Source organism: Pseudomonas citronellolis (genome assembly GCF_001586155.1).
Lineage (GTDB): Bacteria > Pseudomonadota > Gammaproteobacteria > Pseudomonadales > Pseudomonadaceae > Pseudomonas > Pseudomonas citronellolis.
In genome coordinates this window covers 1,880,724-1,901,957 of record NZ_CP014158.1, presented here as the reverse complement: position 1 = coordinate 1,901,957, position 21,234 = coordinate 1,880,724, and the positions used below count along the sequence as shown (strand labels likewise).

Genomic DNA, 21,234 nt, shown 5'->3' with positions numbered 1-21,234 from the left:
ATTCATATTTTTTATTCAAAGGATTCCCAAATGGAATCCACCAGCTATAAGCTTCAAGCCACAAGCTGCAAGCGAACGCCGCAGCTTTTTTCTTGAAGCTTGCGGCTTGCCGCTTGGAGCTCCAAAAAATGGACCTGACCAGCCTCAATACCTTCCTCGCCATCGCCGAGTCCGGCAGCTTTTCCGAAGCCGGCGAGCGCCTGCACCTGACCCAGCCGGCGGTGAGCAAGCGCATCGCCGCCCTGGAGAGCCAGCTCGGCGTGCGCCTGTTCGACCGCGTCGGCCGCGAGGTGAGCCTGACCGAAGCCGGCCGCGCCCTGCTGCCGCGCGCCTACCAGATCCTCAACGTGCTGGACGACACACGCCGCGCGCTGACCAACCTCAGCGGCGAGGTCAGCGGCCGCCTGGTGCTCGCCACCAGCCACCACATCGGCCTGCACCGCCTGCCGCCGCTGCTGCGCGCCTTCACCCGGGCGCACCCGCAGGTGGCGCTGGACATCCAGTTCCTCGATTCGGAAGTGGCTTACGAGGAGATTCTCCACGGTCGCGCCGAGCTGGCGGTGATCACCCTGGCCCCGGAAACCGCCGAGCCGGTGCGCGCGGTGCCGGTGTGGGACGACCCGCTGGACTTCGTCGCCGCCCCCGAGCACCCGCTGGCCATGCAGGGCCCGGTGTTCCTCGCCGACGTGGCGAGGCACCCGGCGGTGTTCCCCGGCGGCAACACCTTCACCCATCACATCGTGCGGCGCATGTTCGAGGCCGAGGGGCTGACGCCGAACATCGGCATGAGCACCAACTATATGGAGACCATCAAGATGATGGTCTCCATCGGCCTGGCCTGGAGCGTGCTGCCGCGCACCATGCTCGACGAGACCGTCGTGCGCCTGCCGCTGCAGGACATCCAGCTCAGCCGCCAGTTGGGCTACATCCTGCACACCGAGCGCACCCTGTCCAACGCCGCGCGGGCCTTCATGGCCCTGCTCGACGCCCAGGCGGTGGCGCCCATGGCCTGCGTGGTCTGAACCGAGGCGCCCTCTTACGGGCGCTGTCTTACAGGCCGCGCCGGGATGCTCTTCGTAGGATGGGTTGAGCCTGCGATACCCATGCGGTTGCGGCGATGGGTATCGCTTCGCTCCACGCCATCCTACGAAAAGCGACGCTCCTCAACGGATGGGGCGAGCCTGCGATACCCATGCGGTTGCGGTGATGGGTATCGCTTCGCTCAACACCATCCTACGAAAAGCGACGCTCCTCAACGGATGGGGCGAGCCTGCGATACCCATGCGGTTGCGGCAAAGCCATGCTCGCTCATGCTGGGGAATGGCGTGGTGGTGGGGCGTCAGCGCTCGGACATCACCACCATCACCTGCGCCTCGTCGTCCTCGCCGTCGTTCAGGTACAGGTGGCCGACGCTGCTGTCGAAGTAGGCCGTCTCGCGCGGGCCGATGCTCACCGACTCGCCATTCTCGAACTGGATGCGCACGCGCCCGGCGATGACCAGGGCGAATTCCTGGCCCGGGTGGCGCACATAGTCGTCGAACTCGACCAGGTCGCGGGCGAAGATGCGCGCGTAGAGCGGGGTCATGGCGCGCTGCGGGAAATCGCCGGCGATCGGGTAGTACTCGTAGCCGCCGGTGTCGTAGCCGGCCACTTCGTCGACGCGGGTCTTCACCACCACCGCCTGCGCCGGCGGCACCGCGCGCGGCTGCAGCGGGCGGAACAGCTGGGCGATGTCGACCTGCAGCGCGCGGGCGGCGGCGGCCAGCTTGTCGTAGCTCACCGCGACCTGCGCCAGCTCCATCTTCGACAGTGTCGAAACCGCCACGCCAGAGCGCTCGGAGAGCTGCTTCAGGGTCAGCTTCTGCTGCTTGCGCACGGCCCGCAGGCGCGCGCCGACCTCATGCCGGTCCAGTGACGAAGAAGCGCCCTCGATGGGCAGGGGCTGGGTATCGCTGGCACTCATGGGAGGTCTCGAAAGTGGATGGACGGAGTTTACCGGCCCTTGCCTTGGACGTAAAAATTCTCATATCTTAGATTTCTCACATACGAGAAATATCCATAAGGCCCTGCCGTGAGCCCTACCCCACCCTACGATTTCGTCATCATCGGCGCCGGTATCGCCGGCGCGTCGCTGGCCTACCGGCTGAGCGAAAGCCACCGCGTGCTGGTCCTGGAGCGCGAGGAGCAGCCCGGCTATCACTCCACCGGGCGCTCCGCCGCCATGTTCATGGAGGCCTACGGCACCCCGCAGATCCAGGCGCTGACCCGCGCCAGCCGGGCCTTCTACGAGAGCCCGCCGGAAGGCTTCAGCGAGCACCCGATCCTTTCCCCGCGCGGCTGCCTGTACGTCGGCGGCCCCGGGCACGACGCACTGCTGCGCGATGCCGCCGGCACCCCGGGCGTGCACCCGATCAGCGTCGCCGAGGCCCTGGAGCGCCTGCCCTGCCTGCGCGAGGACGCCATCATCGGCGCGCTCTACGAGCCCGATGCCCGCGACCTCGACGTGCACGCCCTGCACCAGGGCTACCTGCGCGGCCTGCGCCAGCGCGGCGGCGAGCTGCGCTGCAACGTCGAGCTGCTGGCGGCGAGCTTCGCCGACGGCGCCTGGACCCTGCAGCTGAGCGATGGCGAAAGCCTGGCCGCCGCGCAACTGGTCGACGCCGCCGGGGCCTGGGCCGACCAGGTCGCGCGCCGCTGCGGCATCCCTCCGGTGGGCCTGCAACCCAAGCGCCGCACCGCCTTCACCTTCGCCGCGCCCGAAGGCATGGACAGCAGCGCCTGGCCCGCGGTGATCGGCATCGACGAAAGTTTCTACTTCAAGCCCGACGCCGGCCAGTTGCTCGGCTCGCCGGCCAACGCCGACCCGGTGGAGGCGCAGGACGTGCAGCCCGAAGAGCTGGACATCGCCCTGGGCGTGCACCACATCGAAGAGCACACCACGCTGAACATCCGCCGCCCCAGCCACAGCTGGGCGGGGCTGCGCTCGTTCGTCGCCGACGGCGACCTGGTGATCGGCCGCGACCCGGACTGCCCGGCGTTCTTCTGGCTGGCCGCCCAGGGCGGCTACGGCATCCAGTCGGCCGACGGCGTCTCGCGCCTGGCCCAGGCGCTGCTGCTGGAGCAGCCGCTGCCCGAATCCCTGCGCCAGGAAGGCGTCGATCCCCAGCGCCTGAGCCCGGCGCGCTTCCGTTGAGCATTTCCCTGGAGACCAGAACATGAGCGACATCCAGCGTTACCCCAGCAGCCTGCCCTTCCCCTTCTCCCGCGCGGTCAAGGCCGGCGGTTTCCTGTTCCTCTCCGGGCAGATCCCGATGAGCGCGGACGGCCAGGTGGTCAAGGGCGACATCCAGACCCAGACCGAGGCGGTGATGCAGCGCATCGGCGAAAGCCTGCAGGCCTGCGGCGCGAACTTCGGCCAGGTGGTCAAGGCCACCGTGTGGCTGAGCGACATGGCCCACTTCGCCGGCTTCAACGAAGTCTACAAGCGCTACTTCGAGCAGGGCCTGCCGGTGCGCTCCTGCGTCACCGCCGGCCTGGCGCTGGGCGTGGACGTCGAGGTGGAAGTCCAGGCCTACGTCGGCGAAGCCTGATCCTGCACGCCCGCGGCGCCGGCGAGGGGCCGGTGGCGCGGGCCTCCCAACGAAAAGAACAATAGGGATTCACTTCATGAAGACCAGTCTCAAGCTCGGCGGCGCGTTCATCGGCCTGGTGGTGGGCGTCGGCTTCGCCTCCGGTCAGGAAATCCTCCAGTTCTTCGGCAGCTTCGGCGTCATGGGCCTGATCGGCGCCCTGCTGGCGCTGGCGCTGTTCGCCTTCCTGGTCATGAACCTCTACCAGATCGGCAGCCGCCTGCAGACCCAGTCGCACAAGGAGGCCATGGAGTACATCTGCGGCCGCCACCTGGGCCGGGTCGTCGACCTGATGCTCACCTTCTTCCTGTTCGGCACCGTGGTGGTGATGCTCGCCGGCGCCAGCTCGTCGTTCGAGCAGCAACTGGGCATCGGCCATTCCATCGGCGGCGTGGTCCTCGGCGTGCTGACGATCATCACCGTGTGCCTGGGGCTGAAGCGGGTGATCACCCTGATGAGCCTGATCACCCCGGTGCTGATGCTGATCGTGGCGATCATCGCCGTCTATGCGCTGAGCCACGTCGAGAAGCCGCTGGCGGAGCTGGAGCAGATCGCCCTCGCCATGCCGCACCCGGCGTCCAACTGGCTGCTCAGCGCCTTCCTCTACGTCTCCTACAACATCGCCGCCACCGCGGCGGTGCTGGTGGTGATGGGCGGCAGCGTGGCGAACCTGCGCCAGGCCGGCCTCGGCGGCCTGCTCGGCGGCGCCGGCGTGGGCCTGCTGATCCTGGTCATGGCCCTGGTGATGCTGGTGCAGATCGACGTCATCGGCGCCAGCGCCATCCCCACCCTGCTGCTGAGCAACAACATCGCGCCCTGGTTCGGCGACGTGATGCTGGCGCTGCTGCTGGTCAAGCTGTACTGCACCACCACCGGCCTGACCTACGCCCTGGTCGCGCGCTGCGCGGCCTACGGCCTGCCGTTCCGCCTGTGCACCGTGGCCGCCGTGATCCTGGCCTTCGTCGGCAGCCAGTTCGGCTTCGTCAAGCTGGTGGGCATGGTCTATCCGGCCATGGGCTACCTGGGCTTCGTGCTGATGCTGGCCATCGTCGTCACCTGGTGGCGCGACCGCGGCGCCGCACTGGGCGAAACGCAACGCGGCTGAGTTTCTCCGCGCAAAGAAAACGCCCGCCTGGATCAGGCGGGCGTTTTTCATTCAGCGACCGCTGGAGCCGCTCAGCCCTCGATGGCCGGGCGCTGGCCGTTGATGGCGATCCGCTTGGGCTTGGCCTCTTCCGGGACGATGCGCACCAGCTCGACGCTCAGCAGGCCGTTCTTCAGCGATGCGCCGCGGACCTCGATGTGGTCGGCGAGGCGGAAGGACAGCTTGAAGGCGCGCTGGGCGATGCCCTGGTGCAGGTAGGTGACGTCGCTGGCAGCCTTCTCGCGCTTGCCGCCGCTAACGGTCAGCACATCGCGCTCCACTTGCAGCTCCAGGTCTTCTTCCTGCAGGCCGGCGGCGGCGACGACGATGCGGTACTGGTCGTCACCGTGCTTCTCGACGTTGTAGGGCGGGTAGGAACTGCCGTTCTCGCTGCGCAACGCCGATTCGAAGAGGTCGTTGAAACGATCGAAGCCGATCGACTGGCGGAACAGCGGGGCAAGAGAAAGTACGTTGCTCATGGCGAATCTCCTGAATAATCAGCAAGGTCATTGGTGGAGCCTGTCTGCAGGACTCCGGAAGCGGGACCCGGTTTCGGCCTCCCGCACGGATACAGATAGGGTCGCCTCGCAGCCTTTCAAGACCACTCGTCGAAGGAACAGCCACATGCGCAAAGTCATGCTGATCACCGGCGCCAGCCGCGGCATAGGGGCCGCCACCGCGCTGCTCGCCGCCGAACGCGGTTATGCCGTCGCCATCAACTATCACCGCCAGCGCGAAGCGGCCGACGGGCTGGTACGGCGCATCCGCGACGCCGGTGGCCAGGCCGAGGCCTTCGCCGCGGACGTCGCCTGCGAAGAGGAAGTGGTGAAGCTGTTCCGGGAACTGGACCAGGCCTTCGGCCGCCTCGACGTGCTGGTGAACAACGCCGGCATGCTGGAACGCCAGATGCGCCTGGAAGACATGGACGCGGCGCGCCTGCAGCGGGTGTTCGCGGTCAACGTCACCGGCAGCTTCCTCTGCGCCCGCGAGGCGGTGCGGCGCATGGCGAAATCCCATGGCGGCGCGGGCGGCAGCATCGTCAATGTGTCGTCCATGGCCTCGCGCCTGGGCTCGCCCAACGAGTACATCGACTACGCCGCGGCCAAGGGCGCCATCGACAGCATGACCATCGGCCTGGCCAAGGAAGTGGCGGCCGAAGGCATCCGCGTCAACGCCGTACGGCCGGGGCTGATCGACACGGAAATCCACGCCAGCGGCGGCGAGCCGGGGCGCGTGGAGCGGCTGAAGAGCGCCATTCCGCTGGGCCGTGGCGGGGAACCGGAGGAAGTGGCGCGGGCGATCCTGTTCCTGGCCGGGGAGGAGTCGAGCTACAGCACCGGGACATTCGTCGATGTCAGTGGCGGGCGGTAGGACGGGTAAACGCCATGCCTCACGGCGAACTGTAGCGGGCCCTGCCCGCGATTCGCGCGCAGGGCGCGCTCCTACAGGGGAATGACATCGGCGCTCGGGCTTTCCCCTCACCCCAGCCCTCTCCCGGAGGGAGAGGGGGCTAGTCCGTGCCGAGAGGAGGCCTGGTTTCAGCCGGCGGTCCCTGTGCTAGCCGGCCAATGCCGAAACACCCATGTACTCCGAACGGTCCCCTCTCCCGGAGGGAGAGGGGGCTAGTCCGTGCCGAGAAGAGGCCTGGTTTCAGCCGGCGATCCCTGTGCTAGCCGGCTAACGCCGAAACACCAATGCACTCCGAACGGTCCCCTCTCCCTCCGGGAGAGGGTTAGGGTGAGGGGGCCGCAGGCCTGCTCGCTCGACTCCGTGCCCCTACGCGCTCCGTGAGGCACCGCATTTCCCCCGCACCTACATGGGAATGACGTGGGCGGGACAGCGTAGCGGACCTTGTCCGCGATAGCCGGAACCACCGGCACGATTCGCGGATAGGATCCGCTCCTACGCCGCCCCACCCGCACCATTCCATGTAGGAGCGCGCCCTGCGCGCGAAATCGCGGGCAGGGCCCGCTCCTACGAAGAGCACCGGCGCAACCCTCCCTACGCGGCTTCTTCCACCTCGACCTGCAGCAACCGGTCGATCAGCTCGCAGTCGCTCTCGCGGCGGATCTGCGCGAACAGCTCTACCGCCTCGGGGTAGCTGCGGGTGAGCATGCCCAGCCACTGCTTCAGGCGCCCCGGCGCGTAGCGCGGCGCCAGCTTGCGCCGGGCCTGGCGCCAGAAGTCGTCGAGCAGCACGCGCACTTCGTGCCAGGGCATCGGCTGCACTTCCCTGCCCTCGCGCCAGGCGGCTATCTGCCGGGCCAGATCGGGGCGCGAGACCAGGCCGCGGCCCAGCATGATGTCGTCGACGCCGCTGATGGCGCGGCAGCGCAGGTAGTCGTCGAGGCTCCAGACCTCGCCATTGGCGAACACCGGCACCTTCACTGCGTCCGCCACCTTCGCCACCCACTCCCAGTGCGCCGGCGGCTTGTAGCCGTCGGTCTTGGTCCGCGCGTGGACCACCACGTGGGCGGAACCGCCGTCGGCCAGGGCGCGGGCGCAGTCCAGCGCGCCGTCCGGGGACTCGTAGCCCAGGCGCATCTTCGAGGTCACTGGGATCTGCGCCGGCACCGCGCGGCGCACGGCTTCGACGATGGCGAACATCAGCTCCGGCTCCTTGAGCAGCACGGCCCCGCCGCGGGACTTGTTCACCGTCTTCGCCGGGCAGCCGAAGTTCAGGTCGATCACCGGGGCACCCAGTTCGCAGGCGTAGGCGGCGTTTTCCGCCAGGCACTGCGGGTCGGAACCGAGGAACTGCACGCGCATCGGCGTGCCGGCGGGGGTGCGGCTGCCGTGCAGCAGCTCCGGCGCCAGCTTCTCGTAGGTGGCTAGCGGATGCAGGCGGTCGGTGACGCGGATGAACTCGGTGACGCACCAGTCGATGCCGCCGACGCGGGTCAGCACGTCGCGGAGGATTTCGTCGACCAGCCCCTCCATCGGGGCCAGGGCAATTTGCACGGCGGGGAACCTTTACTGTCGAAGGCGGCGAATTCTAGGGGGACTCGCCGCCCGCGCAAAGTGCCGTCAGGCCGGCGCGGCGCCGAGCAACGCGCGGCCGTAGCCTTCGATGAACTCCACCGGCATGCGCTTGGGCCGGCCGCTGGACAGTTCGATGCAGACGAAGGTGGTGCGGGCGCGCAGCAGGGTCACGCCGTCGGCCGGGCGCACCAGTTGGAAGCGGCGGTCCATGCGCAGCTTCTGGTCGGACTCGACGATCCAGGTGGCCATCTGCAGTTCCTCACCTTCGTAGGCGGCGGCGAGGTAGTCGATTTCGTGACGCACCACCGCCATGGCGCGGTCGAGCCGGCGGTATTCGGCCAGGTCCAGGCCCAGGCGCTGCGAGTGGCGCCAGGCGCAGCGCTCCAGCCAGCTCACGTAGACGGCGTTGTTGGCGTGGCCGAGGCCGTCGATGTCCTCGGCGTTCACGCTGATGTCGATGACGAAGGGGTCGGGCAGGTCCCAGGCCATGCACTTGCTCCAGTCCGGGGCCGGGTCCGGGACCCGGCCGCATGATCGAAGCCGGCAGTTTACAGGGCTCGGCGGCGTCCCGCCCCTCCCCTGTCGTCAGGAGGCCAACGCCATGGGCAGCAGATACTGTTCTTCCTGGCCTTCCAGCAGCGCCAGCACGGCGTCGCTCAGGCGCGGGTCGGCCAGCACGCGCTGGTGGCCGCCGCCTTCCAGGCGCAACAGGCGGCTGCGCGGCCAGGCCGCATGGATGTCCAGCGCATCCGCCACGGGCACTTGCGGGTCGTCCTCGGCGTGCACCACCAGCCCGGGCATATTCAGCGTGTAGCGGCTGACGTCCAGTTGCGCCGCCGGCATGCCGGTGTAGGCCTCGACCTGACGGATGAAGCGGTGCCTCGCCTCGGCCGGCAGCCCCATGAAGCCGGCGAAGCGACGCAGCACGGAGATGACCCGGCTCGGCGCGGCAATGCTGACCAGTGCCTCGGTGCGCAGCCCCATCTGCGTCGCCAGCAGGGCGCTGGCGCCGCCCATGGAATGGCCGATCACCGCGCGCAGCGGCGGCAACTCGCTGGCCGCTTCCAGCAAGGCACGGGCGAACAGCAACGGATGGGCCTCACGCCCCGGCGAACGGCCATGGGCCGGGCCATCCAGCGCCACCACGGCGTAGCCGGCGCCGACCAGTTCGCGGATCAGGTGGGCGAACTGCGTCGGCCGCCCTTCCCAACCGTGCATCAGCAGTACCGCCGGCCCCTCGCCCCAGCGCAGCGCGGAGAGACCGAAGCGCAGGGTGATGCGCTCGGAACTGGCCAGCAGCGGCAACTCCCAGTCGCGCAGCTGCAGCGCCCGCGGCGTCATGAAGACTTCACGCATGCGTCGCGCCGCCCATTCCGGCGCCACACGCCCCAGGGTGGCGTTGACGCCACGGATCCAGGTCAAGCTGCTCATTGCCAGGCCCTCCTTCGAGGTCTCAATCCACCGCTTTCTTGGCGGCACGCAGGACACGGTCGGACAGGTCGCTCGGGCCCAGGGCCCGCGCCAATGCCAGTCCGCCCACCATCAGGGCGATGTCGGCGAGCACGGTGTCGGCGTCCTCGGGACGCTCGGCCAGCTCGGCGACCATGAGTTCGAGGTGTTCGGCCAGGGCTTCGTGGAAGCTCTCCGGCAGTTGCGCCATGTCGCCCAGGGAACTGGGGATGGGGCAACCCGGCTCCTCGCTGTCGCGGTGCCTGCGCGACAGGTAGAAGGCCGCGACCAGTTGCCGGCGCTCGCTGAACGGCATGTCCGGGTCGAAATGCTTGAGCTTGGCCCGGCGCGAAGACAGCAGGTGGCGGAAGGCTTCCAGCATCAGCGCATCCTTGCTCTGGAAATGCGCGTAGAAGCCGCCGACGGTCAGCCCGGCGGCGCCCATCACCTCGGCCACGCTCGGCTCCAGCGGGCCGCGGCGGACCAGAGCATCGGCGGCCGCGCAAAGAATGCGCTCACGGGTCTGGGCCTTCTTCTCACCCAGGCCTTTTTCGTTGCTGCCGGTCTTCGGGCTCATGACGCACTCCAAAAATATTATGAGTGAAATATTATGCTCATAATAAAAATCGGCAAGCGTCGATGGCGACCGCTGGTCGGGCGAGAAGATTTTCGAAAGGGGAAAAAACAAAAGGCCACTCGAAAATTGAGTGGCCCTATAGGCCCCGCAGAGCGGGAAAATTGGCGTCCCCTAGGGGACTCGAACCCCTGTTACCGCCGTGAAAGGGCGGTGTCCTAGGCCACTAGACGAAGGGGACGTATCCTTCGAGAAAATCCGCGCCTGGCGGACTCTGGCGATTTGGTGGAGCTAGACGGGATCGAACCGTCGACCTCTTGCATGCCATGCAAGCGCTCTCCCAGCTGAGCTATAGCCCCAGATGACTCTGGCGGACGACGCGAACGCATCGTCGCTGGAATAAGTGGCGTCCCCTAGGGGACTCGAACCCCTGTTACCGCCGTGAAAGGGCGGTGTCCTAGGCCACTAGACGAAGGGGACGCAAACCTTCGATTTTCGGCTCCGCCCCGAAGCGGCGAAACCTACTGGTAATTTGGTGGAGCTAGACGGGATCGAACCGTCGACCTCTTGCATGCCATGCAAGCGCTCTCCCAGCTGAGCTATAGCCCCAAAGTACCGCTACATCTACCGTTCCGCTTCGCTCTGTCGTTCAGTTCGTCGCTGGAACGGGGCGCATCTTAGGGGCGGGAGGTAACCCTGTCAACAAGAATTTTCGACTTTTTTAAATTTTTTCTCCCAAAGAACAATCACTTAGCAAAGGAGCCCGGTTCCCCTCCCCTGCGCCGTGGCTTCAGCCCCTTAAGCCGCGGCCCGGCCACAGGGATTATGGACATGAAAAAGGCCGGGCGCCCGGAGGCGGCCGGCCTTTTGTCAGGCGGGATCCGTCAGCCGGCGATGGCGTCGCGGATCTTCTCCCACTCCTTGGCTTCCTTCTTCGACGCGCCGCCCAGCAGTTCCAGGGCCTGGCGCAGGCGATAGCGCGACAGGTCGGCGCCGAGGATTTCCATGGCGTCGAGCACCGACACCGAGCTGGCATGGCCGGTGATGGCCGGGAACATCAGCGGCATGACGTCGCGCAGCTTCAGGCCCAGGTGTTCGGCGACGGCCTGGATGGTCGCGGTGATGCGCTCCTTCTCCCACTGGCGCAGCGCTTCGAGCTTCCACAGCACCACTTGCAGGATCTGGCGCACCTGGGTGGCGTCAAGCTTCTTGTGCTCGAACAGCTTGGCGTCCAGCGGCACGCCGCCGCTGAAGAAGAAGCCGGCCAGCGGGGCGATCTGGCTGAAGTTCTCCACCCGGCCCTGCACGTGGGGGGCGATCTTCATCAGGTACTCGGGGTTGAGCGCCCACTTCTGCACTTCGCGGGCGAACTCCTCGACGGATTGCTCGCGGATCCACTGGCCGTTCAGCCAGGACAGCTTCTCCATGTCGAAGATCGGCCCGCCGAGGGAGACGCGGGACAGGTCGAAGTTGTCGATCATCTCCTGCAGGCTGAACTTCTCGCGCTCGTCGGGCATCGACCAGCCCATGCGGCCCAGGTAGTTCAGCAGTGCCTGGGGCAGGAAGCCCATGCGCTCGTAGAAGGTGATGGAGGTGGGGTTCTTGCGCTTGGACAGCTTGCTCTTGTCCGGGTTGCGCAGCAGCGGCATGTAACAGAGCACCGGCTGCTCCCAGCCGAAGTACTCGTACAGCTTGATCAGCTTGGGCGCCGAGGGCAGCCACTCTTCGCCGCGCAGCACATGGGTGATGCCCATCAGGTGGTCGTCGACCACGTTGGCCAGGAAGTAGGTGGGCAGGCCGTCGGCCTTCATCAGCACCTGCATGTCCATGCGGTCCCACGGAATCTCGACGTCGCCGCGAAGCATGTCCGGAACCACGCAGACGCCTTCGGTCGGCACCTTCATGCGCACCACGTGGGATTCACCGGCGGCGATGCGGCGCTGCGACTCCTCTTTGGGCAGGTGCATGCAGTGGCCGTCGTAGCGCGGGGTTTCCTTGCGCGCCTGCTGCTCGGCGCGGATGGCGTCCAGGCGCTCGGCAGAGCAGAAGCAGGGGAAGGCATGGCCCTTCTCCACCAGCTCGTCGCTGTACCGCTTGTAGATGGCGCCGCGCTCGCTCTGCCGGTACGGGCCGTGCGGGCCGCCGACGTCCGGGCCTTCGTCCCATTCGATGCCCAGCCAGCGCAGGGCGTCGAAGATCTGCTGTTCCGACTCGCGGGTGGAACGCACCTGATCGGTGTCCTCGATGCGCAGGATGAACTTGCCGCCGTGCTGGCGGGCGAAGCACAGGTTGAACAGCGCGATGTAGGCGGTGCCGACGTGCGGGTCGCCGGTGGGGGACGGCGCGATGCGGGTGCGGACAGTGGTCATGAAAGCTCTCGTGAAAACCGGAATGAAAGATGCGGACCGCGGCCCGCATTCATGGGTGCGATGTTATCAGGCGCGCCGCCCCCGGCTCCAGCCGATGGGCTTCGTCGATGGGCAGGCGGTGGATCAGGTAGTCGAGGAAGGTCTTCACCTTCATTGCCTGGAAGCGCCGCGAGGGATAGACCGCATAGAGCTCGCCGATGGGCAGCTGCACCTCCGGCAGCAGGCGCTCCAGGCGGCCGCTTTCCAGCGCCACGTCGACGATCAGCTCCGGCAGCGAGGCGATGCCCGCCCCGGCCAGCACCGCCTCGCGGGCGAAAGAGATGTTGTTGCAGGACAGCACGCGCTGGCAGGGCACGCTCTCGTTCAACAGCGGCCAGTAGCGCTGCGAGTCCTGCGCCAGCAACACCGCGCGGTGCCGCGCCAGGTCCTCGACGTGCAGCGGCCGCCCGTGCTGCTGCAGGTAGCCGGGGCTGGCGCACAGGCAGCGGCTGGTCACCAGCAGGCGGCGGGCGATCAGCGTCGAGTCCTCCGGCTGGCCGACGGTGATGGCGATGTCCACGCCCTCCTCCAGCGGATCGACGGTGCGCGAGCTGAGCTCCACTTCCGCGGTGATCTGCGGATAAAGACGCATGAAATCGCCGAGCACTTCAGCCAGGTACAGCTGGCCGAACTCGATGGGCGCGGTGATCCGCAGCAGGCCCGAAGGCTCCTGCTGCAACTGCATCACCGCCTGCTCGGCCTCGGCGAAGTCGAGCATGATCTGCCGGCAGCGGTCGTAGTAGGCCTGCCCCACCTCGGTCAGGCGCAGCTTGCGCGTGGTGCGGTTGAGCAGACGCACGCCCAGGCGCTCTTCCAGCAGCGCGATGCGCCGGCTGACCGTGGACTTCTGCATGCCCAGGCTGTGGGCGGCCTGGGTGAAACTGTGGAATTCCACGACACGGGTGAAGATCAGCGCATCATCCAGCCCCATTATTGTTCCTTATAAACAACAAAGTTTCCGAATTGTAGCGACTGCGCCCCGGCCGGGAACACTGTTACATTGCCGGGAAAAATTCTGCCAAACAAACGCTCGTTTATCATGCCCGCACAATTGAAACGCCGCCTGAGCATCTTCTTCGTCATTTTCTGCCTGGTCGCCCTGGCGTTCCTGGGCCGCTGGTACTTCATCGGCCGCTTCCAGGAAACCACCGACAACGCCTACGTCCAGGGCGAGATCACCCGCATCGCCAGCCAGTTGGGCGCGCGCATCGACCAGGTGCTGGTCACCGACAACCAGCACGTGGAAAAAGGCCAGTTGCTGGTCAAGCTGGAGGATGCCGACTTCCGCCTGGCCCTGGACCGCGCCAAAGCAGCCCTCGCCACCCACGAGGCGGAGTTGGCCCAGGCGCGCAGCAAGCTCAAGGGCCAGGGCAGCATGATCGCCGCCAGCGAGGCCGACCTGAACGCCACCCAGGCCACCTTCGGCCGCACCCAGATCGACCTCAACCGCGCCCAGACCCTGCGCAAGCCCGGCTACGTTTCCGAGGAGCGCGTCACCACCCTGACCGCCGACTCCCACGTGGCCCGCTCGCAGGTGGCCAAGGCCCAGGCCGACCTGCAGGCCCAGCGCATCCAGATCGACGCCCTGAACGCCGACATCAAGCGCCTGCAGGCGCAGATCGACGCCTCCCGGGCGGAGATCGCCCAGGCCGAGATCAACCTGGCGCGCACCGAGATCCGCGCGCCCGTCGCCGGCCTGGTCGGCCAGCGCAGCGCGCGGGTGGGCCAGTATGTGCAGGTCGGCAGCCAGCTGCTGGCGCTGGTGCCCGACGAAGGCATCTGGGTGCAGGCCAACTTCAAGGAAACCCAGGTCGGCCACATGCGCCCCGGGCAGAAGGCCCGCCTGGTCCTCGACAGCTTCCCCGACACCCCCATCGAAGGCTGCGTGGACAGCCTCTTCGCCGCCTCCGGCGCCCAGTTCAGCCTGCTGCCGCCGGACAACGCCACCGGCAACTTCACCAAGGTGGTGCAACGCATCCCGGTGAAGATCACCTTCGCCGCCGACAACCCGCTCAAGGGCCTGATCCGCCCGGGCATGTCGGTCGAGGCCGAGGTGCAGCTCGGTGAGCGCTGACGTCCTCGTCCGCCCCGCCGGGGAGCCCACCCGGCGCGACTGGATCGCCGTGCTCTCGGCGATGCTCGGCGCCTTCATGGCGGTGCTGGACATCCAGATCACCAACTCCTCGCTGAAAGACATCCAGGGCGCGCTGGCCGCGACCCTGGAGGAAGGCTCGTGGATCTCCACCTCCTACCTGGTGGCCGAGATCATCATGATCCCGCTCACCGCCTGGCTGGTGCAGTTGCTGTCGGCGCGGCGCCTGGCCGTGATGGTGTCGATCGGTTTCCTGTTCTCCTCGCTGCTGTGCTCCTTCGCCTGGAACCTGGAGAGCATGATCGTGTTCCGCGCCATGCAGGGTTTCACCGGCGGCGCGCTCATCCCCCTGGCCTTCACCTTGAGCCTGCTCAAGCTGCCGGAGCACCACCGGCCCAAGGGCATGGCGCTGTTCGCCATCACCGCCACCTTCGCGCCGTCCATCGGCCCCACCCTGGGCGGCTGGCTGACCGAGAACTTCGGCTGGGAATACATCTTCTACATCAACATCCCGCCGGGGCTGCTGATGATCGCCGGGCTGCTCTACGGCCTGGAGAAGAAGCCGCCGCACTGGGAACTGCTCAAGAGCACCGACTACGCCGGCATCGTCACCATGGCCATCGGCCTGGGCTGCCTACAGGTATTCCTCGAGGAAGGCCACCGCAAGGACTGGCTGGAGTCGAACCTGATCGTCGCCCTGGGCAGCATCGCCCTGGTCAGCCTGATCCTCTTCGTCATCCTGCAGACCTCGCGGCCGAACCCGCTGATCAACCTGGGCATCCTGCGCAACCGCAACTTCGGCCTGGCGAGCATCTCCAGCATCGGCCTGGGCATGGGGCTGTACGGCTCGATCTACGTGCTGCCGCTGTACCTGGCGCAGATCCAGGGCTACAACGCCATGCAGATCGGCGAGGTGATCATGTGGATGGGCGTGCCGCAGCTGTTCCTCATCCCGCTGATCCCCAAGCTGATGAAGATCATCGAGCCGCGCCTGCTGTGCGCCCTGGGCTTCGGCCTGTTCGGCCTGGCCAGCTTCAGTTCCGGGGTGCTCAACCCGGACTTCGCCGGCCCGCAGTTCAACCAGATCCAGCTGCTGCGCGCCCTCGGCCAGCCGATGGTGATGGTGACCATCTCGCTGATCGCCACCGCCTACCTGCAGCCGCAGGACGCCGGCTCCGCCTCCAGCCTGTTCAACATCCTGCGCAACCTCGGCGGCGCCATCGGCATCGCCCTGCTGGCGACGCTGCTGGATAGCCGCGCCAAGGTCTACTACGACTACCTGCGCGAAGCGGTGGTGCCGATGAATGGCGCGGTGGAAGAGCGCCTGGCCCAACTGGCCGCGCAACTGGGCAGCCAGCAGGCGGCGCTGGGCGAAGTGAGCGTGATCGTCCACCAGCAGGCGGCGATCATGGCCTATAACGACGCCTTCCACGCCATCGGCATCGTCCTTGCCGTGAGCATGCTCGCCGCCCTGCTGACGCGCCCCCTGCCCGCGGGCCTGGGCGCCCAGGCTGGCGCCGGCGCGCACTGAGCACTGCGGTGGAGGTCAGCCGACCTCCACCAGGCGTTCGCGCAGCTTGTGGATTTCGTCGCGCACCGCGGCGGCGGCTTCGAACTCCAGGTCCCGGGCCAGCTGGTACATCTTCTCTTCGAGCTGGCGGATGCGCTTGCCGATCTCGTTCGGCGAGCGCAGTTCGCCCTCGTAGCGCCCGCTCTCCTCGGCCACCTTGGCCACGCCGCGGCGCTTGCCCTTGGCGCCCGGCACGCTGGCGCCTTCGAGGATGTCCTTGATGTCCTTCTTCACGCCCTTGGGCACGATGCCGTGCTGCTCGTTGAAGGCAATCTGCTTGTTGCGCCGCCGCTCGGTCTCGTCCATGGCGCGCTGCATCGAGCCGGTGACGTTGTCGGCGTAGAGGATCGCCTTGCCGTTGAGGTTGCGCGCGGCGCGGCCGATGGTCTGGATCAGCGAGCGCTCGGAGCGCAGGAAGCCTTCCTTGTCGGCGTCGAGGATGGCCACCAGGGACACCTCGGGCATGTCCAGGCCCTCGCGCAGCAGGTTGATGCCCACCAGCACGTCGAAGGCGCCGGTGCGCAGGTCGCGGATGATTTCCATGCGCTCGACGGTGTCGATGTCCGAGTGCAGGTAGCGCACGCGCACGTCGTGGTCGCCCAGGTAGTCGGTGAGGTCCTCGGCCATGCGCTTGGTCAGGGTGGTGACCAGCACGCGCTCCCCGCTGGCCACGCGCAGGCGGATTTCCGAGAGCAGGTCGTCCACCTGGGTGGAGGCCGGGCGCACCTCGATCTGCGGGTCGACCAGGCCGGTGGGCCGCACCACCTGCTCGATCACCCGCCCGGCGTGTTGCTCTTCGTAAGGGCCGGGCGTCGCCGAGACGAAGATGGTCTGCGGGCTGATCGCCTCCCACTCCTCGAAGCGCAGCGGCCGGTTGTCCAGCGCCGAGGGCAGGCGGAAGCCGTATTCCACCAGGGTTTCCTTGCGCGAACGGTCGCCCTTGTACATGGCGCCGACCTGGGGAACGCTGACGTGGGATTCGTCGATCACCAGCAGCGAGTTGGCCGGCAGGTAGTCGTAGAGGGTCGGCGGCGGCTCGCCGGGGCCGCGCCCGGAGAGGTAGCGCGAGTAGTTCTCGATGCCGTTGCAGTAGCCCAGTTCGAGGATCATCTCCAGGTCGAAGCGGGTGCGCTGCTCCAGGCGCTGGGCCTCCACCAGCTTGTTGTTGGTGCGCAGGTAGTCCAGGCGCACCTTGAGCTCTTCCTTGATCTGCTCCACCGCCTGCATCAGGGTTTCCCGCGGCGTCACGTAGTGGCTCTTGGGGTAGAAGGTGAAGCGCGGCAGCTTGCGGATCACCTCGCCGGTCAGCGGGTCGAAGGCGGAGATGCTCTCCACCTCGTCGTCGAACAGTTCGACACGGATGGCCTCCAGCTCGGATTCCGCCGGGAAGATGTCGATCACGTCGCCGCGCACGCGGAAGCTGGCGCGGGCGAAGTCCATGTCGTTGCGGGTGTACTGCAGGCTGGTCAGGCGGCGCAGCAGCTCGCGCTGGTCCATGCGGTCGCCGCGGTCCAGGTGCAGGACCATCTTCAGGTAGGACGCCGGGTCGCCCAGGCCGTAGATCGACGACACGGTGCAGACGATGATGGCGTCCTCGCGCTCGAGCAGGGCCTTGGTCGCCGACAGGCGCATCTGCTCGATGTGGTCGTTGATCGAGGAATCCTTCTCGATATAGGTGTCGGAGGACGGGACGTAGGCCTCCGGCTGGTAGTAGTCGTAGTAGGAGACGAAGTATTCCACCGCGTTGTGCGGGAAGAAGGTCTTGAATTCGCCATAGAGCTGCGCGGCCAGGGTCTTGTTCGGCGCCAGGACCATGGTCGGGCGCTGCACCTGGGCGATGACGTTGGCGATGCTGAAGGTCTTGCCGGAGCCGGTCACCCCCAGCAGCGTCTGGTGCGAAAGGCCCGCTTCCAGGCCCTCGACCATCTGTCGGATCGCCTCGGGCTGGTCGCCCGCCGGCTTGAAGCGCGAATCCAGTTGGAATGTCGACATGGGAACCTCGCTGTGGGGTGTGACGCGGGCGCGGCTGCGGCGTCAAACCAGGCGAAAGCATGCGCGATCAACTCGCCGCCTGCCATAGAGGCCTATATAATACCGGCCCGTCGACGCATCCCCCAGCGCCGTGCGCGGGGGGTTGCAATTGCATCTTCACTCCCGCCTTAGAGCTGCTGCCAAAATGAGTCTGTTCTCCGCTGTCGAAATGGCCCCCCGCGACCCCATCCTGGGCCTGAACGAAGCTTTCAACGCCGATACCCGCCCGGGCAAGATCAACCTGGGCGTTGGCGTGTACTACAACGAAGAGGGTCGCCTCCCGTTGCTGCGCGCGGTACAGGCCGCGGAGAAAGCCCGCATCGAAGCACACGCTCCGCGCGGCTACCTGCCGATCGAAGGCATCGCCGCCTATGACCAGGGCGTGCAAAAGCTGCTGTTCGGCGCCGACTCCGAGCTGCTGGCCGAAGGCCGCGTGGTCACCACCCAGGCCGTGGGCGGCACCGGCGCGCTGAAGACCGGCGCCGATTTCCTCAAGCGCCTGCTGCCCAACGCCACCGTGGCCATCAGCGACCCGAGCTGGGAAAACCACCGCGCGCTGTTCGAGGCCGCCGGCTTCCCGGTGCAGAACTACCGCTACTACGACGCCGCCAGCCACGGCGTGAACCGCGCCGGCCTGCTGGAAGACCTCAACGCCCTGCCTTCGCAGTCCATCGTGGTCCTGCACGCCTGCTGCCACAACCCGACCGGCGTCGACCTGAGCCTGGACGACTGGAAACAGGTGCTGGACGTGCTCAAGGCCAAGGGCCACGTGCCCTTCCTCGACATCGCCTACCAGGGCTTCGGCGACGGCATCGACGAAGACGCCGCCGCGGTGCGCCTGTTCGCCCAGTCCGGCCTGAACTTCTTCGTTTCCAGCTCCTTCTCCAAGTCGTTCTCGCTGTATGGCGAGCGCGTCGGCGCGCTGTCGGTGGTCACCAACAGCCGCGAGGAATCCGCCCGCGTCCTGTCCCAGGTCAAGCGCGTGATCCGCACCAACTACTCCAACCCGCCGACCCACGGCGCCAGCGTCGTCTCCACCGTGCTCAACAGCCCGGAACTGCGCGCCCTGTGGGAAGAGGAACTGGGCGAAATGCGCAGCCGCATCCGCAACATGCGCGTCGCCATGGTCGAGCAACTGGCTGCCCTGGGCGCCAAGCGCGACTTCGGCTTCGTCGCCCAGCAGCGCGGCATGTTCTCCTACTCCGGCCTGACCGCCGAGCAGGTGGAACGCCTGAAGAACGAGTTCGGCATCTACGCCGTCGGCACCGGCCGCATCTGCGTCGCCGCGCTGAACAACGGCAACCTGGAAACCGTCACCCGCGCCATTGTCCAGGTGCTCTGAAAAAAATCGGGGAAGTCATCGGCAGAATGTTGACTTCCCCTTTTTAATCAGTAAGATACGCCCCGTTGTTCCGCGATAGCTCAGTCGGTAGAGCAAATGACTGTTAATCATTGGGTCCCTGGTTCGAGTCCAGGTCGCGGAGCCAAATTCAAAAGCCCTCGGCATATGCCGGGGGCTTTTTCTTTGTGGGGGGCTCCCTGGACTCTCGCCAGGGACTGCGTCCCAGGTGATACCCCCTTCGGGGCCGCGCTGAAGCGCGTTCGGCTCACGCCGTCGAGTCCAGGTCACGGAGCCAAATTCAAAAGCCCTCGGCATATGCCGGGGGCTTTTTCTTTGTGGGGGGCTCCCTGGACTCTCGCCAGGGACTGCGTCCCAGGTGATACCCCCTTCGGGGCCGCGCTGAAGCGCGTTCGGCTCACGCCGTCGAGTCCAGGTCGCGGAGCCAAATTCAAAAGCCCTCGGTATATGCCGGGGGCTTTTTCTTTGTGGGTGTCCCGTCCTTCGGGGCCTCCTAACCGCAACGCGCCTAGAAAGCAGCCCTCGACAGAGCCGATGACGGAACGCCGGGACCGGCCTAGGCAGCCCCGGCCAGCAGGCTCTCATAGGGAATATTCAAGCCATCATGCAGGCGCTTGATCATCGCCAGGCTGAGGCCACGCTTGCGATTCAGCACCTCCGAGACACGGCCGCTGCTGCCGATGAAAGGTTCCAGGTCGCGCGGCGTCAGCCCTCGCTGCTCCATGCTGAACTTGATGGCCTCGACGGGATCGGCCGGGCCTATCGGGTAGTGCTTGTTCTCATACGCCTCGATCAGCGTCACCAGCACTTCCATTTCGTCAGCCTCAGCCGTGCCCTCCTCCGCCTGGAAGATGGATTCCAGGCGCTGGAAAGCCGCGCGCAGGTCCTCGTCGTTTCGGATGGGCCTAATATTCATTCACCGTCTCCACGTCTATCTGGTCGTACCGGGCATGAGTGCCGATGAACTTCACCCAGGCGATGCCGCAGCGGTACTGCATCTCCACAACCAGGCGATACTTGTTGCCGCCGATGTTGAACACCACGCGGTTGTTGCCGCAGATGCTCGCGCTGCCGAATTGATTCTTCACGTCCTGCGGAGTCTTCCATTCAGCATTGATCGCCGCGTCGTACCAACTCTCCAAAGGGGCCTTGGTATCTTCCTGGCCAGGAATCCCCCAGAACTTCACCAGCGTGCTCTTTGCAATAACTCGCATCTGCCTCATTTCTCCCATATCGGGAGATTCTAGATCGAGAGCCGGCCATCTGCCAAGAGCGGCCTCTCCCGTCCCATCTCTCCCGCATACATCAACCCCGAGCCCGCTGGTGCAGGCTCTCTGCTTGCCCTGAGAACAGCACTGGTTCGTCGCCTGGACGCCTCCAGCACCAGACACCCTCGGCCTGTCCTCCCAGGGTGATCGCCCCATGCCCACTGCTGGCCAGGGTCAAGCGTCATCCCGCCTGTGCAACGAAAAAGGCCGGCCCCCCGGACCGGCCTTTCCATCGCGGAGTGCCTCAGTCGAGACTGATCGCCTCCCGGTTGCTCTCCAGGATCGCCTTGCCGATGCCCTTCACTTCCAGCAACTGATCCAGGCTGGTGAAGGGGCCATTGGCTTGCCGATAGGCCACTATGGCTTCGGCCTTGGCCTTGCCGATCCCCTTGAGCCGCTTTTGCAGCGTCTCTGCGTCCGCCGTGTTGAGGCTGACCAGCCCTTCCTTCTCGTCGTGCATGGTGACCGTCGCCGGCGTCAGCTTCTCCGGCGCGGGAGCGGCGGCAGCCATGCCCGACAGGGAAAGGGAGGAAAGCACGACCAGCAGTAGCGCGAATGCCTTATGCATGAACAACTCCTTTTAGTCACTGGGTATGGCGAGCCAGAACGGGCTCGCCATTCACCTTTAGCGACAGGAGCGGGGCAAGGGGAAGAAGGGAAAATCACACTTTGAATGAATCAGGGGCTTCCTCGCCGATTGGACGAAGAGCCCCTCCTGCAACAAGGC

Annotated in this window: 20 protein-coding genes and 5 tRNA genes; 9 read left to right on the top strand and 16 right to left on the bottom strand. The window is 66.5% G+C overall.

Translation table 11 applies throughout. The features are described from left to right. Window positions 1-128: 128 nt before the first annotated feature. On the top strand, window positions 129-1,022 hold the full coding sequence (locus tag PcP3B5_RS08695) for a LysR family transcriptional regulator (protein ID WP_043267485.1): 894 nt from the start codon (window positions 129-131) through the stop codon (window positions 1,020-1,022). Window positions 1,023-1,339: 317 nt separating this feature from the next. On the opposite strand, the gene PcP3B5_RS08690 is transcribed toward PcP3B5_RS08695, so the two are convergent. Further along, the gene (locus PcP3B5_RS08690) at window positions 1,340-1,963 is read right to left on the bottom strand and encodes a helix-turn-helix domain-containing protein (protein WP_058072018.1); all 624 of its coding nucleotides are present in this window, start codon (window positions 1,961-1,963) and stop codon (window positions 1,340-1,342) included. A gap of 108 nt (window positions 1,964-2,071) precedes the next feature. On the opposite strand from PcP3B5_RS08690, the gene PcP3B5_RS08685 reads away from it, so the two are divergent. The 3 genes from PcP3B5_RS08685 (at window position 2,072) to PcP3B5_RS08675 (ending at window position 4,734) form a co-directional block, all read left to right on the top strand. Continuing rightward, window positions 2,072-3,193 (top strand): NAD(P)/FAD-dependent oxidoreductase, encoded by a 1,122-nt coding sequence (locus PcP3B5_RS08685; RefSeq protein ID WP_061561028.1) that lies wholly within the window; start codon window positions 2,072-2,074, stop codon window positions 3,191-3,193. A gap of 22 nt (window positions 3,194-3,215) precedes the next feature. Continuing rightward, window positions 3,216-3,590, top strand: a complete 375-nt coding sequence (locus PcP3B5_RS08680; protein WP_058072020.1) for a RidA family protein — start codon at window positions 3,216-3,218, stop codon at window positions 3,588-3,590. 76 nt (window positions 3,591-3,666) lie between these two features. Continuing rightward, a complete protein-coding gene (locus PcP3B5_RS08675; RefSeq protein WP_061561027.1) occupies window positions 3,667-4,734 on the top strand; it encodes a YkvI family membrane protein in 1,068 nt (355 codons plus the stop codon). A 71-nt stretch (window positions 4,735-4,805) separates the two neighbouring features. On the opposite strand, the gene PcP3B5_RS08670 is transcribed toward PcP3B5_RS08675, so the two are convergent. Continuing rightward, the gene (locus PcP3B5_RS08670) at window positions 4,806-5,252 is read right to left on the bottom strand and encodes an Hsp20 family protein (protein ID WP_058490808.1); all 447 of its coding nucleotides are present in this window, start codon (window positions 5,250-5,252) and stop codon (window positions 4,806-4,808) included. A 145-nt stretch (window positions 5,253-5,397) separates the two neighbouring features. Between PcP3B5_RS08670 and PcP3B5_RS08665 the strand changes: the two genes are divergently transcribed. Next, complete coding sequence (locus PcP3B5_RS08665) at window positions 5,398-6,144, top strand: SDR family oxidoreductase (protein ID WP_061561026.1); 747 nt, start codon at window positions 5,398-5,400, stop codon at window positions 6,142-6,144. 630 nt (window positions 6,145-6,774) lie between these two features. On the opposite strand, the gene PcP3B5_RS08660 is transcribed toward PcP3B5_RS08665, so the two are convergent. The 10 genes from PcP3B5_RS08660 to PcP3B5_RS08615 form a co-directional block, all read right to left on the bottom strand. Next, a complete protein-coding gene (locus tag PcP3B5_RS08660; protein ID WP_061561025.1) occupies window positions 6,775-7,734 on the bottom strand; it encodes a tRNA dihydrouridine synthase in 960 nt (319 codons plus the stop codon). Between the two features lie 66 nt (window positions 7,735-7,800). Continuing rightward, window positions 7,801-8,244: an acyl-CoA thioesterase gene (locus tag PcP3B5_RS08655; RefSeq protein WP_043267492.1), complete on the bottom strand. Its 444-nt coding sequence runs from the start codon at window positions 8,242-8,244 to the stop codon at window positions 7,801-7,803. A 96-nt stretch (window positions 8,245-8,340) separates the two neighbouring features. Then, entirely contained in the window at window positions 8,341-9,186 is an 846-nt protein-coding gene (locus tag PcP3B5_RS08650) for an alpha/beta fold hydrolase (RefSeq protein ID WP_061561024.1), read from the bottom strand. Between the two features lie 22 nt (window positions 9,187-9,208). Then, window positions 9,209-9,748, bottom strand: a complete 540-nt coding sequence (locus PcP3B5_RS08645) for a TetR/AcrR family transcriptional regulator (protein ID WP_043313613.1) — start codon at window positions 9,746-9,748, stop codon at window positions 9,209-9,211. A gap of 195 nt (window positions 9,749-9,943) precedes the next feature. Next, window positions 9,944-10,019, bottom strand: a tRNA-Glu gene (locus PcP3B5_RS08640). Between the two features lie 42 nt (window positions 10,020-10,061). Further along, window positions 10,062-10,137 (bottom strand) — tRNA-Ala (locus PcP3B5_RS08635). A gap of 45 nt (window positions 10,138-10,182) precedes the next feature. Further along, window positions 10,183-10,258 (bottom strand) — tRNA-Glu (locus tag PcP3B5_RS08630). A gap of 53 nt (window positions 10,259-10,311) precedes the next feature. Continuing rightward, window positions 10,312-10,387, bottom strand: a tRNA-Ala gene (locus PcP3B5_RS08625). 275 nt (window positions 10,388-10,662) lie between these two features. Further along, window positions 10,663-12,147: a glutamate--tRNA ligase gene (gene gltX / locus PcP3B5_RS08620; protein ID WP_061561023.1), complete on the bottom strand. Its 1,485-nt coding sequence runs from the start codon at window positions 12,145-12,147 to the stop codon at window positions 10,663-10,665. Window positions 12,148-12,196: 49 nt separating this feature from the next. Further along, complete coding sequence (locus tag PcP3B5_RS08615) at window positions 12,197-13,117, bottom strand: LysR family transcriptional regulator (protein WP_009621033.1); 921 nt, start codon at window positions 13,115-13,117, stop codon at window positions 12,197-12,199. A gap of 108 nt (window positions 13,118-13,225) precedes the next feature. Here PcP3B5_RS08615 and PcP3B5_RS08610 point away from each other — a divergent pair, with 108 nt between their 5' ends. Together PcP3B5_RS08610 and PcP3B5_RS08605 are read left to right on the top strand one after the other, a co-directional pair. Beyond that, window positions 13,226-14,260, top strand: coding sequence for an HlyD family secretion protein (locus tag PcP3B5_RS08610; protein ID WP_043313521.1), 1,035 nt, complete (start codon window positions 13,226-13,228; stop codon window positions 14,258-14,260). Next, window positions 14,250-15,809: an MDR family MFS transporter gene (locus PcP3B5_RS08605; protein WP_058072027.1), complete on the top strand. Its 1,560-nt coding sequence runs from the start codon at window positions 14,250-14,252 to the stop codon at window positions 15,807-15,809. The genes PcP3B5_RS08610 and PcP3B5_RS08605 overlap by 11 nt, the downstream gene beginning before the upstream one ends. Before the next feature lie 15 nt (window positions 15,810-15,824). On the opposite strand, the gene uvrB is transcribed toward PcP3B5_RS08605, so the two are convergent. Then, window positions 15,825-17,840 (bottom strand): excinuclease ABC subunit UvrB, encoded by a 2,016-nt coding sequence (uvrB, locus tag PcP3B5_RS08600; RefSeq protein WP_061561022.1) that lies wholly within the window; start codon window positions 17,838-17,840, stop codon window positions 15,825-15,827. Window positions 17,841-18,024: 184 nt separating this feature from the next. On the opposite strand from uvrB, the gene PcP3B5_RS08595 reads away from it, so the two are divergent. Together PcP3B5_RS08595 and PcP3B5_RS08590 are read left to right on the top strand one after the other, a co-directional pair. Beyond that, the gene (locus PcP3B5_RS08595; protein WP_009621029.1) at window positions 18,025-19,221 is read left to right on the top strand and encodes an amino acid aminotransferase; all 1,197 of its coding nucleotides are present in this window, start codon (window positions 18,025-18,027) and stop codon (window positions 19,219-19,221) included. Between the two features lie 69 nt (window positions 19,222-19,290). Continuing rightward, window positions 19,291-19,366, top strand: a tRNA-Asn gene (locus tag PcP3B5_RS08590). Between the two features lie 429 nt (window positions 19,367-19,795). Here the strand turns inward: PcP3B5_RS08590 and PcP3B5_RS08585 are convergent. From PcP3B5_RS08585 to PcP3B5_RS08575, 3 genes are all read right to left on the bottom strand, one after another. Next, window positions 19,796-20,155 (bottom strand): helix-turn-helix domain-containing protein, encoded by a 360-nt coding sequence (locus PcP3B5_RS08585; RefSeq protein WP_009621028.1) that lies wholly within the window; start codon window positions 20,153-20,155, stop codon window positions 19,796-19,798. Continuing rightward, on the bottom strand, window positions 20,145-20,453 hold the full coding sequence (locus tag PcP3B5_RS08580; RefSeq protein WP_043313611.1) for a type II toxin-antitoxin system HigB family toxin: 309 nt from the start codon (window positions 20,451-20,453) through the stop codon (window positions 20,145-20,147). The genes PcP3B5_RS08585 and PcP3B5_RS08580 overlap by 11 nt, the downstream gene beginning before the upstream one ends. Window positions 20,454-20,751: 298 nt before the next feature. Further along, on the bottom strand, window positions 20,752-21,075 hold the full coding sequence (locus tag PcP3B5_RS08575; protein WP_043313517.1) for a ComEA family DNA-binding protein: 324 nt from the start codon (window positions 21,073-21,075) through the stop codon (window positions 20,752-20,754). Window positions 21,076-21,234 lie beyond the last annotated feature (159 nt).

What these genes read in the sequence shown, in the direction of transcription:
- PcP3B5_RS08665 (WP_061561026.1), top strand. Translation starts at nt 5,398, where the DNA reads ATGCGCAAAGTCATGCTGATCACCGGCGCCAGCCGCGGCATAGGGGCC.
- PcP3B5_RS08610 (WP_043313521.1), top strand. Translation starts at nt 13,226, where the DNA reads ATGCCCGCACAATTGAAACGCCGCCTGAGCATCTTCTTCGTCATTTTC.
- PcP3B5_RS08595 (WP_009621029.1), top strand. Translation starts at nt 18,025, where the DNA reads ATGAGTCTGTTCTCCGCTGTCGAAATGGCCCCCCGCGACCCCATCCTG.
- PcP3B5_RS08690 (WP_058072018.1), bottom strand. Translation starts at nt 1,963, where the DNA reads ATGAGTGCCAGCGATACCCAGCCCCTGCCCATCGAGGGCGCTTCTTCG.
- PcP3B5_RS08655 (WP_043267492.1), bottom strand. Translation starts at nt 8,244, where the DNA reads ATGGCCTGGGACCTGCCCGACCCCTTCGTCATCGACATCAGCGTGAAC.
- PcP3B5_RS08585 (WP_009621028.1), bottom strand. Translation starts at nt 20,155, where the DNA reads ATGAATATTAGGCCCATCCGAAACGACGAGGACCTGCGCGCGGCTTTC.
- PcP3B5_RS08680 (WP_058072020.1), top strand. Translation starts at nt 3,216, where the DNA reads ATGAGCGACATCCAGCGTTACCCCAGCAGCCTGCCCTTCCCCTTCTCC.
- PcP3B5_RS08695 (WP_043267485.1), top strand. Translation starts at nt 129, where the DNA reads ATGGACCTGACCAGCCTCAATACCTTCCTCGCCATCGCCGAGTCCGGC.
- PcP3B5_RS08575 (WP_043313517.1), bottom strand. Translation starts at nt 21,075, where the DNA reads ATGCATAAGGCATTCGCGCTACTGCTGGTCGTGCTTTCCTCCCTTTCC.
- PcP3B5_RS08615 (WP_009621033.1), bottom strand. Translation starts at nt 13,117, where the DNA reads ATGGGGCTGGATGATGCGCTGATCTTCACCCGTGTCGTGGAATTCCAC.
- gltX (WP_061561023.1), bottom strand. Translation starts at nt 12,147, where the DNA reads ATGACCACTGTCCGCACCCGCATCGCGCCGTCCCCCACCGGCGACCCG.
- PcP3B5_RS08675 (WP_061561027.1), top strand. Translation starts at nt 3,667, where the DNA reads ATGAAGACCAGTCTCAAGCTCGGCGGCGCGTTCATCGGCCTGGTGGTG.
- PcP3B5_RS08670 (WP_058490808.1), bottom strand. Translation starts at nt 5,252, where the DNA reads ATGAGCAACGTACTTTCTCTTGCCCCGCTGTTCCGCCAGTCGATCGGC.
- PcP3B5_RS08650 (WP_061561024.1), bottom strand. Translation starts at nt 9,186, where the DNA reads ATGAGCAGCTTGACCTGGATCCGTGGCGTCAACGCCACCCTGGGGCGT.
- PcP3B5_RS08580 (WP_043313611.1), bottom strand. Translation starts at nt 20,453, where the DNA reads ATGCGAGTTATTGCAAAGAGCACGCTGGTGAAGTTCTGGGGGATTCCT.
- uvrB (WP_061561022.1), bottom strand. Translation starts at nt 17,840, where the DNA reads ATGTCGACATTCCAACTGGATTCGCGCTTCAAGCCGGCGGGCGACCAG.